This is a genomic window from Brevibacterium spongiae (assembly GCF_026168515.1).
Lineage (GTDB): Bacteria > Actinomycetota > Actinomycetes > Actinomycetales > Brevibacteriaceae > Brevibacterium > Brevibacterium spongiae.
In genome coordinates, this window is the sequence record NZ_CP093443.1 from 1,958,769 (window position 1) to 1,972,841 (window position 14,073).

At 65.0% G+C, this 14,073-nt stretch carries 15 protein-coding genes and 1 tRNA gene; 14 read left to right on the forward strand and 2 right to left on the reverse strand.

All coding sequences use genetic code 11. From position 1 onward, the window contains the following. From L1F31_RS08845 to gluQRS, 13 genes are all read left to right on the forward strand, one after another. Complete coding sequence (locus tag L1F31_RS08845) at nt 1-1,260, forward strand: molybdopterin molybdotransferase MoeA (RefSeq protein ID WP_265420270.1); 1,260 nt, start codon at nt 1-3, stop codon at nt 1,258-1,260. Continuing rightward, nucleotides 1,257-1,727 carry a cyclic pyranopterin monophosphate synthase MoaC gene (gene moaC / locus L1F31_RS08850; RefSeq protein WP_265420412.1) on the forward strand — a complete coding sequence of 157 codons (471 nt, stop codon included), beginning with the start codon at nt 1,257-1,259 and terminating at the stop codon, nt 1,725-1,727. Before L1F31_RS08845 ends, moaC begins: the two co-directional genes overlap by 4 nt. Continuing rightward, the gene (locus L1F31_RS08855) at nt 1,709-2,158 is read left to right on the forward strand and encodes a molybdenum cofactor biosynthesis protein MoaE (RefSeq protein ID WP_265420271.1); all 450 of its coding nucleotides are present in this window, start codon (nt 1,709-1,711) and stop codon (nt 2,156-2,158) included. Before moaC ends, L1F31_RS08855 begins: the two co-directional genes overlap by 19 nt. After that, nucleotides 2,155-2,556: a TOBE domain-containing protein gene (locus L1F31_RS08860; protein WP_265420272.1), complete on the forward strand. Its 402-nt coding sequence runs from the start codon at nt 2,155-2,157 to the stop codon at nt 2,554-2,556. The genes L1F31_RS08855 and L1F31_RS08860 overlap by 4 nt, the downstream gene beginning before the upstream one ends. Nucleotides 2,557-2,669: 113 nt before the next feature. Next, entirely contained in the window at nt 2,670-3,434 is a 765-nt protein-coding gene (gene modA / locus L1F31_RS08865; RefSeq protein WP_265420273.1) for a molybdate ABC transporter substrate-binding protein, read from the forward strand. Between the two features lie 19 nt (nt 3,435-3,453). Further along, on the forward strand, nt 3,454-5,112 hold the full coding sequence (locus tag L1F31_RS08870) for an ABC transporter permease (protein ID WP_265420274.1): 1,659 nt from the start codon (nt 3,454-3,456) through the stop codon (nt 5,110-5,112). Between the two features lie 29 nt (nt 5,113-5,141). Beyond that, a complete protein-coding gene (locus tag L1F31_RS08875; protein ID WP_265420275.1) occupies nt 5,142-6,830 on the forward strand; it encodes an AMP-binding protein in 1,689 nt (562 codons plus the stop codon). A 125-nt stretch (nt 6,831-6,955) separates the two neighbouring features. Further along, nucleotides 6,956-7,705, forward strand: coding sequence for an amino acid ABC transporter ATP-binding protein (locus L1F31_RS08880; protein ID WP_413774237.1), 750 nt, complete (start codon nt 6,956-6,958; stop codon nt 7,703-7,705). Nucleotides 7,706-7,739: 34 nt separating this feature from the next. Beyond that, nucleotides 7,740-8,639, forward strand: coding sequence for a glutamate ABC transporter substrate-binding protein (locus tag L1F31_RS08885; RefSeq protein ID WP_265420276.1), 900 nt, complete (start codon nt 7,740-7,742; stop codon nt 8,637-8,639). Nucleotides 8,640-8,709: 70 nt separating this feature from the next. Then, complete coding sequence (locus L1F31_RS08890; protein WP_265420277.1) at nt 8,710-9,372, forward strand: amino acid ABC transporter permease; 663 nt, start codon at nt 8,710-8,712, stop codon at nt 9,370-9,372. After that, on the forward strand, nt 9,369-10,211 hold the full coding sequence (locus L1F31_RS08895) for an amino acid ABC transporter permease (RefSeq protein ID WP_265420278.1): 843 nt from the start codon (nt 9,369-9,371) through the stop codon (nt 10,209-10,211). Before L1F31_RS08890 ends, L1F31_RS08895 begins: the two co-directional genes overlap by 4 nt. 99 nt (nt 10,212-10,310) lie before the next feature. Further along, entirely contained in the window at nt 10,311-10,631 is a 321-nt protein-coding gene (locus L1F31_RS08900; protein WP_265420279.1) for a GNAT family N-acetyltransferase, read from the forward strand. Then, complete coding sequence (gluQRS, locus tag L1F31_RS08905) at nt 10,628-11,560, forward strand: tRNA glutamyl-Q(34) synthetase GluQRS (RefSeq protein ID WP_265420280.1); 933 nt, start codon at nt 10,628-10,630, stop codon at nt 11,558-11,560. Before L1F31_RS08900 ends, gluQRS begins: the two co-directional genes overlap by 4 nt. Before the next feature lie 46 nt (nt 11,561-11,606). Here gluQRS and L1F31_RS08910 read toward each other — a convergent pair whose 3' ends face one another. Both L1F31_RS08910 and L1F31_RS08915 read right to left on the reverse strand, forming a co-directional pair. Then, nucleotides 11,607-12,830, reverse strand: coding sequence for a glycosyltransferase (locus L1F31_RS08910; protein WP_346732504.1), 1,224 nt, complete (start codon nt 12,828-12,830; stop codon nt 11,607-11,609). Beyond that, a complete protein-coding gene (locus L1F31_RS08915; protein ID WP_265420281.1) occupies nt 12,831-13,742 on the reverse strand; it encodes a DMT family transporter in 912 nt (303 codons plus the stop codon). Between the two features lie 235 nt (nt 13,743-13,977). Here L1F31_RS08915 and L1F31_RS08920 point away from each other — a divergent pair. Continuing rightward, nucleotides 13,978-14,050, forward strand: a tRNA-Asn gene (locus L1F31_RS08920). Nucleotides 14,051-14,073: the final 23 nt, after the last annotated feature.

Here is a 14,073-nt window from a genome sequence, read left to right on the forward strand (position 1 = left end):
ATGACTACAGCGAAGATGCATCGTGAGCGGGTATTCGAGACCATCGCTCCACTCACCGGGACGCAGGAGCTGCCGCTGCACGCACTGCTCGACGCCCCGCGCAGGCTCGTCGCGGATGTGAGCTCACCGATCGATGTCCCCGGCTTCGACAATTCGAGCATGGACGGATACGCCGCATCCGCTGAGACCCTGAACGCCGCGATTCTGGCCTCCGCCGCTGACGTCTCCGGTGCCGAGTCGGGCCGGCTTGGGCCGATTCCCGTCCGCGGGCGGGTCGCTGCAGGTGCTCGAGGCGACCGCGTCGCTGCCGGCACCGCCGTCGAGATCATGACCGGTGCACCCCTTCCCGAAGGCACCGACACCGTGATCAAGATCGAAGACACTTCACCCGGGTCCTTCGGCGCCGAAGCCATCACGATCGCCCAGCCGACCGATGGCCCGCCGCCGGAACCCGGACGCTTCGTCCGCAGGCGCGGCAGCGATGTGCGCACCGGGCAGACCGTGCTCACCGCGGGCACCATGCTCACTCCCGCCCACCTCGGCGTGGCCGCCGCCTGCGGAATCCGCACGCTGCCGGTCCTCTCGCTGCCACGAGTGCTCATCGTAAGCACCGGGGACGAAATCGCCGCCGAGGCGGCCGCCGGAATCAACGACGCGAACTCAGTGACGCTCTCAGCCGGGCTGCGCCGCCTCGGCGTCGAAGTCGATGCTGCCTTCGTCCCCGATGAACCGCAGGCGCTGCTCGACCGAGTGCGCGGCAGCGACGCACAGCTCGTCATCTCCACCGGCGGGATCTCCAAAGGCGCTCACGAAGTCGTCAAGCTCGCAGCCGAACTCGATGCCGAATCCGCGATGGTCTTCGAACCCATCGCCATGCAGCCCGGCGGACCACAGGGATGCGGGCGTCTGGCAGACCACGCCTGGATCGCGCTGCCCGGCAACCCGGTGAGCACCCTCATCAGCTTCGAACTGTTCATCCGTCCCGCGCTGCTCGGCCTGGCAGGCGACGCAGCGCCCCGCGAGGTCGCCCACCACCGCCTGGCCCACGGGTTCGATGAGACCCCGCCGGCCGGGAAGCTCCAGGTCCGCCGTGCCCGGCTCACCGAGGCAGGACTCGAATTCGTCGGCGATTCCCGTTCCCACCTGCTCCACAGCTACGCCGAAGCGACCCACCTCGTGTTCGTCTCACCCGACGAACCCGGACCGGACAACCCGTTCTCACCCGCGGGGGATAGGCTGATGACGTGGAAGATCGCATGAAGCTCTCGCACGTCGACGAATCCGGAACCGCCCAGATGGTCGACGTCGGCGACAAAGACGTGACCAAACGCCGGGCGGTGGCCACCGGAACCATCACGACCCGCAGCGACGTCATCGACATGATCGCCGAGGCGGGACTGCCCAAGGGAGACGCCCTGCCCGTGGCGCGCATCGCCGCAGTGATGGGGGCGAAGCGCACCAGCGACCTCATCCCCCTGTGCCATCCGCTGCCGCTGACCGGAATCGACGTCGAAATCGCACTCGGCGACGATCGTGTGACCATCACCGCCGCAGTGAAGACGGTGTCGAAGACCGGAGTCGAGATGGAGGCTCTGACGGCCGTGACCACCGCGGCGCTGACGATCTTCGACATGATCAAGGCCGTGGACAATCAGGCCGTGATCGGCGATATCAAGGTCATCGAGAAGTCAGGCGGAAGGAGCGGAGATTGGACACGAGGAGCATGAGCGCCACCGGCACGGTCATCACCACCGGAGTCGTCGACACCGAGATCTCCACAGCGGCCCTCGAACCCGAAGTCCTCACCGACACCTGCGGCGCAGTCGTGAGTTTCTCCGGCGTCATCCGCGACCACGACGAGGGTCGCGGCGTGAATTCCCTGCACTATGAGGCCCACCCCCTCGCGGCCGAACAGATCGCCGAGGTGGCCGCCGACATCGCCGCCCGCCACCCCGAGGTCCGCCTCTCCGTCGTCCACCGGGTCGGCGACCTCACCATCGGAGACGTGGCCCTGGCCGCCGTCGTGGCCTCGGCCCACCGGAAGGACTCGTTCCTCGCCTGTTCCGAACTCATCGACGAGGTCAAAGCGCGAGTGGCGATCTGGAAGCACCAGCACTTCGCCGACGGCAGCGACGAATGGGTGGGAGCCCTCGAATGACTCAGCTGCGCATCAGCGAGGCCGCACGCTTCCTCGGCGTCAGCGACGACACGGTGCGCCGGTGGGTCGCCGACGGGCGGCTCACCTCGCTCAAGGACTCCTCGAATCGTGCCGTCGTCGAGGGCAGGGAACTCGCCGAACTCGCGCAGTCGTCCGCGGCCTCACTCGCCGACCCCAGCGGCGTCATGAGCTCCTCGCGGAACCGATTCGCCGGTCTCGTCACTGACGTCGACGTCGACGGAGTCATGGCCCAGGTGAGCATGCAGTGCGGGCCCTTCCGCGTGGTCTCGCTGATGTCGGCCGAAGCGTGCCGCGAACTCGACCTGCAGCCGGGCAGCCTCGCCACCGCCTCGGTGAAGGCGACGATGGTCTCGATCGACACTGTCCCCGGCGACTGAACCGCGCCGAGGCAGGGGAGCGGCAGCCGAGTTCACGCGCGTGAGTGCGCCGCAGAATCTCAAAAGCGTCGTCCGAGTCGACATGAACCCGCAAATGCGGCTTCAATAGGGGGATGAAGAAAACCCTTATCGGGCTCAGCATCGTCGCTGCCCTGACCCTGTCCGCGTGTTCCTCCGGCGCCGATTCGCAGTCCGAATCGGACGCGCCCAAAGAGATCACGGTGTTCGCCGCCGCCTCGCTGACGGAGGTGTTCGAAGACATCGCCGACGAATTCGCGAAGGGCGAGCCGGATGCACCCGAGGTGAAATTCTCCTTCGCGGGATCGTCCGACCTCGTCGCGCAGATCTCCGAAGGCGCGCCCGCCGACGTCATCGCCACCGCCGACGAGAAGACCATGGACACCTTGAACGGCGACGATCTGCTCGCCGCAGAGCCGACGATGTTCGCCTCGAACACGCTGACGCTGGCCGTAGCCGAGGGCAATCCGACGGCGATCGAGAGTTCGAAGGACTTCGCCGACAGCGATCTCGTCGTGTGCGCGCCCCAAGTTCCCTGCGGTGCGGCCACCGAGAAGTGGGCCGGTGCCAATGATGTGACGCTCGATCCAGTCAGCGAAGAGAACTCCGTGACCGACGTCCTCGGCAAGGTCAGCGCCGGGCAGGCCGACGCCGGCATCGTCTACGTCACCGATATCGCGCGCGCTGACGGCAAGGTCGAGCAGGTCGACCTCGACGGCGCCGACAAGGTCGTCAACAAGTACCCCGCCGCGACCGTCAAGGCCAGCGAGAATCAGGAGCAGGCCGACGCGTTCGTCGAGTTCCTCGGGTCCGATACCGCCCAGAAGCTGCTGCGCGACGCCGGGTTCGCCGCCGCCTGATATGGCCGCAGGACGCAGAGTGGCCGCAGGACGCAGAGGGGGAGGGGTCTCGACGATTCCCGGCTGGCTGTGGATTCCCGCCGCCGTCGGGATCGTCTTCCTCCTCCTGCCCATCATCGGGATGGTCTCCCGCATCGACCCGCAGGGCCTCCTCGACGTCATCCGCGCCGAGGAATCCCGGCTCGCGATGCAGCTGTCCCTGCTGACCTCGGTGATCTCGGCCCTGGTCAGCGTCGCCCTCGGGTTCCCGCTGGGCTACCTGCTCGCGACCAAGGACTTCCGGGGACAGCGGATCGTGCGCACCCTCATCCTGCTGCCGCTCGTGCTTCCACCGGTGGTCAGCGGTTTGGCACTGCTCTACACCTGGGGGCGCTCGGCCGTGCTCGGCGGCGCTGCGGAAGATCTCGGACTGAGCCTGGCCTACACCACCTCGGCGGTGATCATGGCCCAGATCTTCGTCTCGCTGCCGTTCATGGTCATGTCGGTCGAGACCGCAACCACGGCTCTGGGGCGTCGCTTCGAGCTCACCGCCGCCGAACTCGGGGCGAAACCCGACCGCGTGTTCTTCACGGTCACGCTGCCGCTCCTGCGCAACGGCATCACCACCGGCGCCGTCCTCTGCTTCGCTCGCTCCCTCGGCGAATTCGGTGCCACCCTGACCTTCGCCGGATCCCTCTCCGGCGTCACCCGCACGATGCCCCTGCAGATCTACCTCGTCCGCGAATCGGATCCGCAGGCCGCCATCGGCCTGTCCCTGCTGCTCATCGTCATCGCCGTGGTCATCATCGTCCTGGCCTACCGATCCCCGCACGCCCCTCGCCTCCGCCCGACACCCCGGACGGTGAAGTCCACCCTCGCCGAGGCGGCCACCCCGCCACCGCGCCATGACCGGGCACAGGGTGCTCCGATCACATCCGGTCCACCGTCCGGAGGGCGTCTGAGCACCGCGGTGGAACTTGCCGAGCGGGGAATCGCTCTCGACTTCACCGTCCCCGCCGGGGCGACGACAGCGATCATCGGGCGCAACGGTGCCGGCAAATCGAGCCTGTTCCACATCCTCACCGGAGCGCTGCGCCCCGACTCCGGACACCTGCGCATCGGTGACGATGCGATCTTCGACCTCGACGCCGGGCACTGGCCGGCCATCCACGACCGCGGCATCATCCATCTGGCGCAGAACCCGCTGCTGTTTCCGCACCTGAGCGTCATCGACAACGCGAGCTACGGTCTGCGCGCTCACGGCATGGCCCGCGGTCCGGCCCGGGAACGGGCGCAGGACATGCTCGACCGCCTCGGCGTCGGTCACTGTGCGCAACGGCGACCCGACGCGGTCTCGGGCGGCCAGGCCGCACGCATCGCTCTGGCCCGCGCCCTCCTCGTCGATCCGCGGCTGCTTCTGCTCGACGAGCCCCTTGCCGCACTCGACGTCGATGTGCGCGTCGAGACCCGCCAGGTGCTTGCCGAACTCCTGGCCGATCGCAGCGCACTGCTCATCACTCATGACATCGACGACGTCAGCGCGCTGGCCGATGAGCTCCTGCTCGTCGAAGACGGAGCGGTGGAACTGTCGGCCAAGGTAGGGCACGTCGATCCAGGGCAAGCCGGAGCAGGGGAGGACTTTCTGCGGAGCTTTTGCATGATGGACCGCGACGGCATAGTGTGCAATCAGTCACATTGAACCACTGACATTTCAAGGAGCACAGCGCCGTGGCCGAACTGTCCTATTCCTCCGGTATCTCCACCGAACCCCTGCTCGGGATCACCATCGGAGAGCACTTCAAACGCATCGCGACCGCGAACCCCGATGCCTTGGCACTCGTCGACCGGAAATCGAACCGGCGGTGGACGTACGCGGAGTTCGACGCCGACACCGATGCACTGGCTGTGGGACTGCTCGAACGCGGCGTGAAGAAGGGCGACCGAGTCGGGATCTGGGCGCAGAACGTTGCCGAATGGGCCCTCGTCCAGTACGCGACCGCGAAGATGGGCGCCATCCTCGTCAACGTCAACCCCGCCTACCGCAGCCACGAACTCGAATACGTGGCCAAGCAGTCCGGGATGACGCTGCTCATCTCGCAGGTCGTGGCACCCCCGCATTCGGATTTCCACGCCATCGGCACCGAGGTGGCTGCGAAGGTCCCGGCACTCGACCTGGTATTCCTCGACACCGTCCCCGAGGACCTCATCGGCGGCGCGAACATCGGCGAACGTCAGTCCTTCGCCCGCCTCATCGGACACGGCAGGCAGCTGCTTGCCGACTCGGGCGCGAAATACGGCGTTCGCCTGCAGCAGGTGATGGACGACCTGTCGGCCGATGAGCCGATCAACATCCAATACACCTCAGGCACCACCGGATTCCCCAAAGGCGTGACGCTCAGCCACCACAACATCCTCAACAACGGATTCTTCATCGGCGAGACGCTCTCATACACCACTGCTGACACCGTCGTCGTGCCCGTGCCCTACTACCACTGCTTCGGCATGGTCATCGGCAACCTCGCCGCGCTCAGCCACGGAGCGGCGATCGTGCTGCCCTCACCCGGATTCGACCCGCTGGAGACGATGACCGCCGTCACCGAGGAGAAGGCCACCTCCCTCTATGGTGTGCCGACGATGTTCATCGCCGAACTCGAACACCCGCAGTTCTCCGAATTCGATTTCTCGAGCCTGCGCACCGGCGTCATGGCCGGGTCCCCGTGCCCGGTGAACACGATGCGCAGGGTCATCGACGATATGAACATGTCGGAGGTCGCCATCTGCTACGGCATGACCGAAACGGCACCCGTGTCGATGATGACCCGCGTCGACGACTCCCTGGAGAAGCGCACCCAGACGGTGGGTCGCGTGATGCCCCATCTCGAGATCAAGATCGCCGACCCGGTCACCGGACAGACTCTCCCGCGCGGGCAGAAGGGCGAATTCTGCACCCGCGGCTACGCAGTCATGCTCGGATACTGGGAGCAGCCCGACAAGACGGCGGAGACGATCGACGCAGCGCGGTGGATCCACACCGGCGACCTCGCGATCATGGACGAGGACGGCTACGTCGACATCTCCGGTCGCATCAAGGACATGGTCATCCGCGGCGGCGAGAACGTCTATCCGCGGGAGATCGAAGAGTTCCTCTACCACCACCCGGCCATCCGCGACGTCCAGGTCGTCGGAGTCTCCGACGAGAAGTACGGGGAGGAGCTCATGGCCTGGGTGATCCTCAAGGACGGCTTCGAATCCCTGAGCGCCGAGGAGGTGCGTGAGTTCTGCTCCGGCAAGCTCGCCCACTTCAAGATCCCCCGCTACGTCGAGGTCCGGGAGTCCTTCCCCATGACGGTGTCGGGAAAGATCCGCAAGATCGAACTGCGCGAAGAGGGCGAGAAGATCGCACACGCCGCCGTCTGAGGCCCGGCCGCGATCCGGAACCGAACTGCATTCGGATCGAGCCTGAGATCACAAGTCGGTTGCAGTTCGAACCCGACCGGGCATGAGTTTCTCTTGTGTGCTCGAATTCACTAGGATCATTGTTCATGAGAGCTGAATCACAGCCATTGGTGTCGCTGACGAACGTCGAAAAGCACTACGGCGATTTCCACGCATTGAAGAATGTCAACCTCGACATCGCCGAACGCGAGGTCGTCGTCGTCATCGGCCCGTCGGGCTCGGGCAAATCGACCCTGTGCCGGACGATCAACCGTCTCGAGACGATCACCTCGGGCAGCATCACCATCGACGGCAAGGAGCTGCCAGCTGAAGGTGCGGCACTGGCCCAGCTGCGCTCCGACGTCGGCATGGTCTTCCAGGCGTTCAACCTGTTCGCCCACAAGACGATCCTCGAAAACGTCACCCTCGGACCGATCAAGGTGAGGAAGCTGTCGAAATCCGAAGCGGACAAGCAGGCCATGGCCCTGCTCGAACGCGTCGGAGTCGCGCACCAGGCAGACAAATATCCCGCACAGCTGTCCGGCGGACAGCAGCAGCGCGTCGCGATCGCTCGATCGCTGGCGATGAAACCGAAGGTGATGCTCTTCGACGAGCCCACCTCGGCGCTCGACCCGGAGATGATCAACGAAGTCCTCGACGTCATGGTCGGGCTCGCCGAGGAGGGCATGACGATGGTCGTGGTCACCCACGAGATGGGCTTCGCCCGCAAAGCGGCACACCGCGTCGTGTTCATGGCCGACGGGGAGATCGTCGAAGTCGCCGAGCCCGAGGAGTTCTTCACCAATCCGCAGAGCGGGCGGGCCAAGGACTTCCTGTCGAAGATCCTGACGAACTGAAACCACCGCACCACCTCACTCACAAGGAGAGACAATGAAGAAGCTCAGACTCGCGGTCGCCTCGGTGGCCATCGGCATGTTGGCGCTCAGCGGCTGCGGCCAGGGCGGAACCCCGGATGCTCCGGCCGAGGGCGATGGCGCCCAGGCCGAAGCACCCGAATACAAGGTCAACGACAGCGCGGACATCGCCGACTCGAAGACGTGGAAGGCTGCGAAGGACGCCGGCGAGATCACCATCGGCGTGAAGTATGATCAGCCGGGGCTCGGCAACGTCTCAGCCGGATCGAAGACGCCCGAGGGCTTCGATATCGAGATCGCGAAGATGGTCGCCGCACAGCTCGGCTTCAAGCCGGACCAGATCAAGTACACGGAGACCGTTTCGGCCAACCGTGAGCCGTTCCTGCAGCAGGGCAACGTCGATATGGTCGTCGCGACCTATACGATCAACGACGAACGCAAGAAGGTCGTCGACTTCGCCGGGCCCTACTACGTGGCCGGCCAGGACCTCCTCGTGGCCGAGGACTCCGATATCGCCGGACCCGATGACCTGGCGGGCAAGAAGGTCTGTTCCGTCGACGGTTCGACGCCGGCGCAGAACATCAAGGAGAAGTACAAGAAGGCCGAGCTCGTCACCTACGATGCCTATTCGAAGTGCGTGACCGACCTGCAGTCGGGATCCGTCGACGCGGTGACCACCGACGATGCGATCCTGCGTGGCTACGCCAAGCAGTATGAGGGCGAGTTCAAGGTCGTCGGCAAGCCCTTCACCGAGGAGCCCTATGGTGTCGGCCTGCCCAAGGGCGACAAGGCTCTGCGGGACGCGGTCAACGATGCTCTGGAGAAGGGCATGGACGACGGCGACTGGAAGAAGGCCTTCGAATACACCCTCGGCTCCACCGACGGTGTCGACATGCCCAAAGTCGACCGCTACTGACCCAGTCCACAGATTGACATGATGCGAGGGCACCGTCAGCGGTGCCCTCGCATCGATTAAGGAATCTGCCATGGATTTCCTGGAGCTTCTCCAGATGTTCCTCTCCGGTGCGTGGGGGACGATCAAACTCTTCACCATCGCCTTGATCGGATCCATGATCCTCGGCACGGTGCTCGCTGCCATGCGGGTCTCGCCGACCCCGGTGCTGCGGATTGCGGCATCGACGTACATCAACGTCGTCCGGAACACTCCGCTGACCCTGGTGATGTTCTTCTGCGCGTTCGGACTGCCGTTCCTCGACATCCGATTCGGTGCGACGAGCTCGTTCAACTCCTTCGTCTACGCGACGATCGCTCTCATCGCCTACACGGCTTGCTTCGTTGCGGAGACGCTGAAGTCGGGAATCTCGACGATTCCCGTCGGTCAGGCCGAAGCCGCTCGAGCGGTGGGCCTGAGCTTCGGTCAGACCTTGAGCGAAGTGGTTCTGCCGCAGGCTTTCCGCACGGTCATCCCGCCTCTGGGCAGTGTGATCATCGCGATGCTCAAGAACACCTCGATCGCCTCGGCGTTCAACAACCGAGAGCTCATCTCGGCGATGCGCAATGCCATCGAAGTCCGCGGTGATCTTGTCATCCCGATCCTGTTCGGCACCGCGCTGGCCTATCTGATCCTGGCTCTGCTGCTCGGACGTGTCTTCGACTACTTGGAGAAGAAGCTGGTGATTCTGCGATGAGCGCACCCACTCAGGTCCTGTTCGACGAACCGGGGCCGAAGGCCCGCCGGAACAACATCATCCTCTCGATCGCGTCACTGATCGTGCTGTTGGCACTCGTGGCGTTCGTGATCTGGAAGTTCGCTGATGCCGGTCAGCTCGAAGCCGACAAGTGGTATCCGTTCACCTTCGCACAGATCCAGACGGTGCTGCTCCAAGGCATGCTCGCCACCCTCAAGGTCGCCGTCGTCGCCTCGGTGCTGGCCTTGGTCGTCGGTGTCGTCTTCGCACTCCTGCGCCTGTCGAGCAAGAAGATCATCTCCGTTCCGGGCACCATCGTGCTCGAGTTCTTCCGCGGTGTGCCGGTGCTGCTGCTCATCTTCGCGATGTTCCTCCTGTTCGGAAACGAGATCGGGTCCTTCTGGTCCGTCGTCTTCGGCCTCACCCTCTACAACGGGATGGTGCTGGCCGAGATCATCCGCGCGGGAATTCTCGCCGTTCCGACCGGTCAGCGAGAAGCCGCCATGGCCATCGGCCTCCGCCCCGGACAGGTGATGAGTCTCGTCCTCATGCCGCAGGCGCTGCGTGCCATGATGCCGACGATCATCGCTCAGATCGTCGTGCTGCTCAAAGATTCGGCGCTGGGCTTCATCGTCACCTACCAGGATCTGCTCTACCAGGTGAATCTCATCGGCCGTGAGTACAACAACCTGCTGCCGACGTTCATCGTCGGAGCCGTTCTGTTCATCATCATCAACATGATCGTCGCCGGATTCGCTCGCTGGCTCGAGTCCCGCCTGCAGCGCAAGACCACGGCAGACGTCGAAGGCGAGGGGCTGACCACGAAGATCGTCGACTGACTGACTGGCACCGGGAAGTGTCGGTGGGGCGCGGCGACCGCAGCCTCACCGGCACCCTGTATCGTTCACTGTGAGAGTCGGCCACGAAGGAGTCGCAGAATGCCGCAACCCGAAATCAGCTCCACCCCGGTGAAGATCGTGAGAAACAGCGACCGTGAACGGTTCGAGCTGTTCACCGATGACACCCCGGGAGAGTTCATCGGCTTCCTCGCCTATCAGACGATCGACGAAGGCACCCTGGAACTCCAGCACACGATCATCTCCGAGGGGTTCTCCCGCCGCGGCTTCGCCCGCACCCTGGTCACCCGAGTCCTCGACACGATCAGGAGCGACGGGGGTCGGATCGTTCCGACCTGCACCTATGTTCAGGACTACCTCGAGCGGTTCCCGCAGTACGGTGACCTCGTGGCACCTCAGTGAGCGGGATCGACTCAGTGCCCGGAGCAGGTCGTTTCGCCCCGAGCCCCAGCGGCGACCTCCACATCGGCAACCTGCGCTCCGGCCTGCTCGCCTATGTTCGTGCCAGGCAGACCGGACGTCGTTTTCTCTGGCGCATCGAGGACCTCGACCGGGTCCGGGCCGGTTCGGCGCAATCGCAGCTCGACGTCTTCGCCGAACTCGGCGTCACTGCGGACGAAGAGCCGCTGATCCAATCACAGCGGCACGCTGTCTATGCCGCGGCGATCGCAGAGCTCGATGCTGCCGGTCGGGTCTTCGAATGCTACTGCTCGCGCAAGGACATCGCTCAGGCTCCGAGCGCACCCCACGCCCCACCGGGCGCCTATCCGGGAACCTGCCGCCACCTCGGGGACGGCGAACGGGAGGAGCAGAGGGAGAGGCTGGCGAGGGACGGGCGGCAGCCTGCTCTGCGTCTGCGAGCCGACAACCGCGAACACCACGTCGACGATGTGCTCCTGGGCCGAGTCGATGCCCTCGTCGACGATCTCGTGCTGCGCCGCGGCGATGGGGTCTTCGCTTACAATCTCACCGTCGTCGTCGACGACGGGGCCAGCGGGGTCGACGAGGTGCTGCGTGGCGACGATCTGGCGGCCTCGGCACCGCGGCAGGCCTATCTTGCACGGCTTCTCGGCCTCGCAGAACCGGCCTGGGTGCATGTTCCGCTCGTGCTCAATGCAGGGGGACAGAGGCTGGCCAAACGTGACGGAGCAGTGACGTATCAGCAGCTGCGCAGTGTGGGCTGGTCGGTTGCGGATGTCTTCGCGTGGATGCAGCAGTCCCTGGGATTCGGGGGCTTGAGGTGGACGACCGTCGACGATATGGTCTCGGGCGTCGAATTCGCACATATGTCGACGACGCCGACGGTGTTCGTCCCGCCGAGCGAGTCGTGAACGGAACGGTGCCGATGTGGGGACGCCTCAGGTTGCTGAGGCGTTCTCAGGCGGCTGAGGAATCCTCGGGGGAGTCGGCCGATTCGGAGATGACACCGTCGTAGATCGCCTCGAACGTGTCCAGGGTGTACTCGATGTCGTGTTTGGCCACGACATCGAGTGAGGCCCTGGAAAATGCGTCGAGTTCGGAATCATCCATTTCGCAGATGCGAGTGAACCGGTCAGCCAAGGCGTCGATGTCGCGCGGCGGGAACAGATATCCGTTGACGCCGTCCCGGACGAGATGCGGCAGAGCCACGGCATCAGCCAAGACCACGGGCTTGCGAGAGGCGAGCGCCTCGAGGGTTGCGATGGACTGCAGCTCGGCCGTCGACGGCATGCAGAAGAAGGTGCAGCGCTGGTACGCGTCCATGAGATCCTTGTCGCTGATCTTTCCGAGCACGTGGATGCGGTCGGCGATCCCGAGTTCGTCTGCCAGCTGCTTCAACGGGCCTTCCTGGTCACCCCCGCCGACGATATCGGCTTCGAGGCCTAGGGCGGGATCGGTTTTGGCCACTGCATCGACGATATCGGCGGCATGCTTCTCCGAGGAGAGCCGACCGACGAAGAGCACCCGTGGGGGGACGGTTCGGTCAGTCTGCGGTTCCAGATCGCGCAGGTGGGCGAAGCGCTCGAGATCGATTCCGCAGGACACAGCCCGGATGGGGGAGGTGAAACCGTTCTCCGTGAGCAGATCTGCGGCCAGCTGCGTCGGCACCGTGATGAAGTCCGCGGACTGGAACTTCCGACGCAGATCCCACCAGGCGACCGCCGTGCCGCCATCGAGGACGGCCTTCGGAGCCTTGAGATACGGACGCACGTTGTCGGGCATGAAGTGGTTCGTCGCGACGACCGGGATGCCGCGGCGGATGGATTCGGAGAACGCGTAGCGGCCGATGACGAAATGCGCCTGGGTGTGGACGACGTCGGGTTGCAGACTGTCGAGGAGCCGGGAGAGCTCGGGTTTCGTCTCCCACGGCATGCAGATCATCCATGTCGGGTGCAACGGCCACCGGTGAGCCGTGAGTCGGTGGACTGTGACGCCGTCTTCGACGCTGACCGAGGGTTTGCCCGTGGCCGAGGGGCAGGCGACGTGGACGTCGTTGCCGCGAGCTGCGAGTCCGGCGGCCAGCCGCTCAGCGAACTTCGCGGCTCCATTGACCTCGGGGGCGTAGGTCTCTGCCGGGATGAGGATGCGGCGGGCTGGAGTGGGTCGGTGCGCAGACAGGATTCAGCTCTCCTCGGTGTCGGTCATGGTGTCGGAACGGCGGGCGTTCCTGCGCTGAGCTTCTCGATCTTTGACATCGGGATGATACCGCGACAATACAACGACGCCCGCGCAGGCGACCAATCCTGTGAGGGTGATGAGCACGACCAGCCACGGTGGAGCGTCGGCGGCTTCGCCGAGGACCACGGTGCCCAGGATCACGGCGCCGATCGGATCGATGACGGTCAGTCCGGCGATGACCATCTCAGGTGGCCCGGCTGCGTAGGCGTTCTGGACGAACCACGAGCCGAGGGCGACGGCGGCGAGGAGTCCCGCCACATTGATCCAGGTGACCTCATCGATTCCGGCCTGGAGGAACTGGACGCTGACGAGGTGGGCGTTCGTTGCGACGCAGGCGAAGAGCAGGCCTGCGGCGATGATGAGCACGAGCTGAGGCGCGTGTCTGAAGGCGAGCATGATGATGAGTCCGAGGCCGACGAGGACGGCTGTGATCCAGAACAGGGGCAGCGCATCCGCACCGAGGTGGACCTCCGAGCGTGCGGTGGTGGCTGAGAGCGCGACGAAGACCGTCACCCCGATCGTGCACCAGACGACGGACTGGACGAGCCGTCGGTTGACCTTGAGCCCCCGATGCCGGACGCCGAGGAGGACGGAGACGATGAGAGAGAACGCACCGATCGGTTGGACGACCATCACCGGGGCGAGAGCGAGGGCGATGAAATTGCCGGCCGTGCCGAACCCGAGGATGAGCAGTCCGAGCAGCCAGCGTCGGTTGCTGAGCAGCTCTGTGAAATGGGCCCAGCTGAGACCGTTGTGGGAATCTTCCTGACCGGCGACGGCGTCGTGTTGGTACAGGGCGCCATAGGCGAGGGCCACGGCCGCCAACACGGCGAAGGCGATTGCCACTATGGTCACGGTGAATCTTCCGGGTTCGGAGCGGATGGGGCAGGTGCGGGGACCGCTTTGAGTTTACCGCGCACGTGCCCGGCGAGAATGCCCGTTGCCTGGAATTGTCCTGACTGTACGGCAACCCGGCCGGAAGCGGTGGGGTTTCCCCCAGCAGGTGTGAGCTAAAGCACTCAGAGACGTTTTGTTTGCCCGCTCCGGTGTTTGCTAAGCTGGACAACACGTTCGCAGGCGACTGCGACATTCCTCCGTAGCTCAGTTGGCAGAGCATTCGACTGTTAATCGAAGGGTCGCTGGTTCGAGCCCAGCCGGGGGAGCAGCAAAGGCCCCGTCCGTTTCG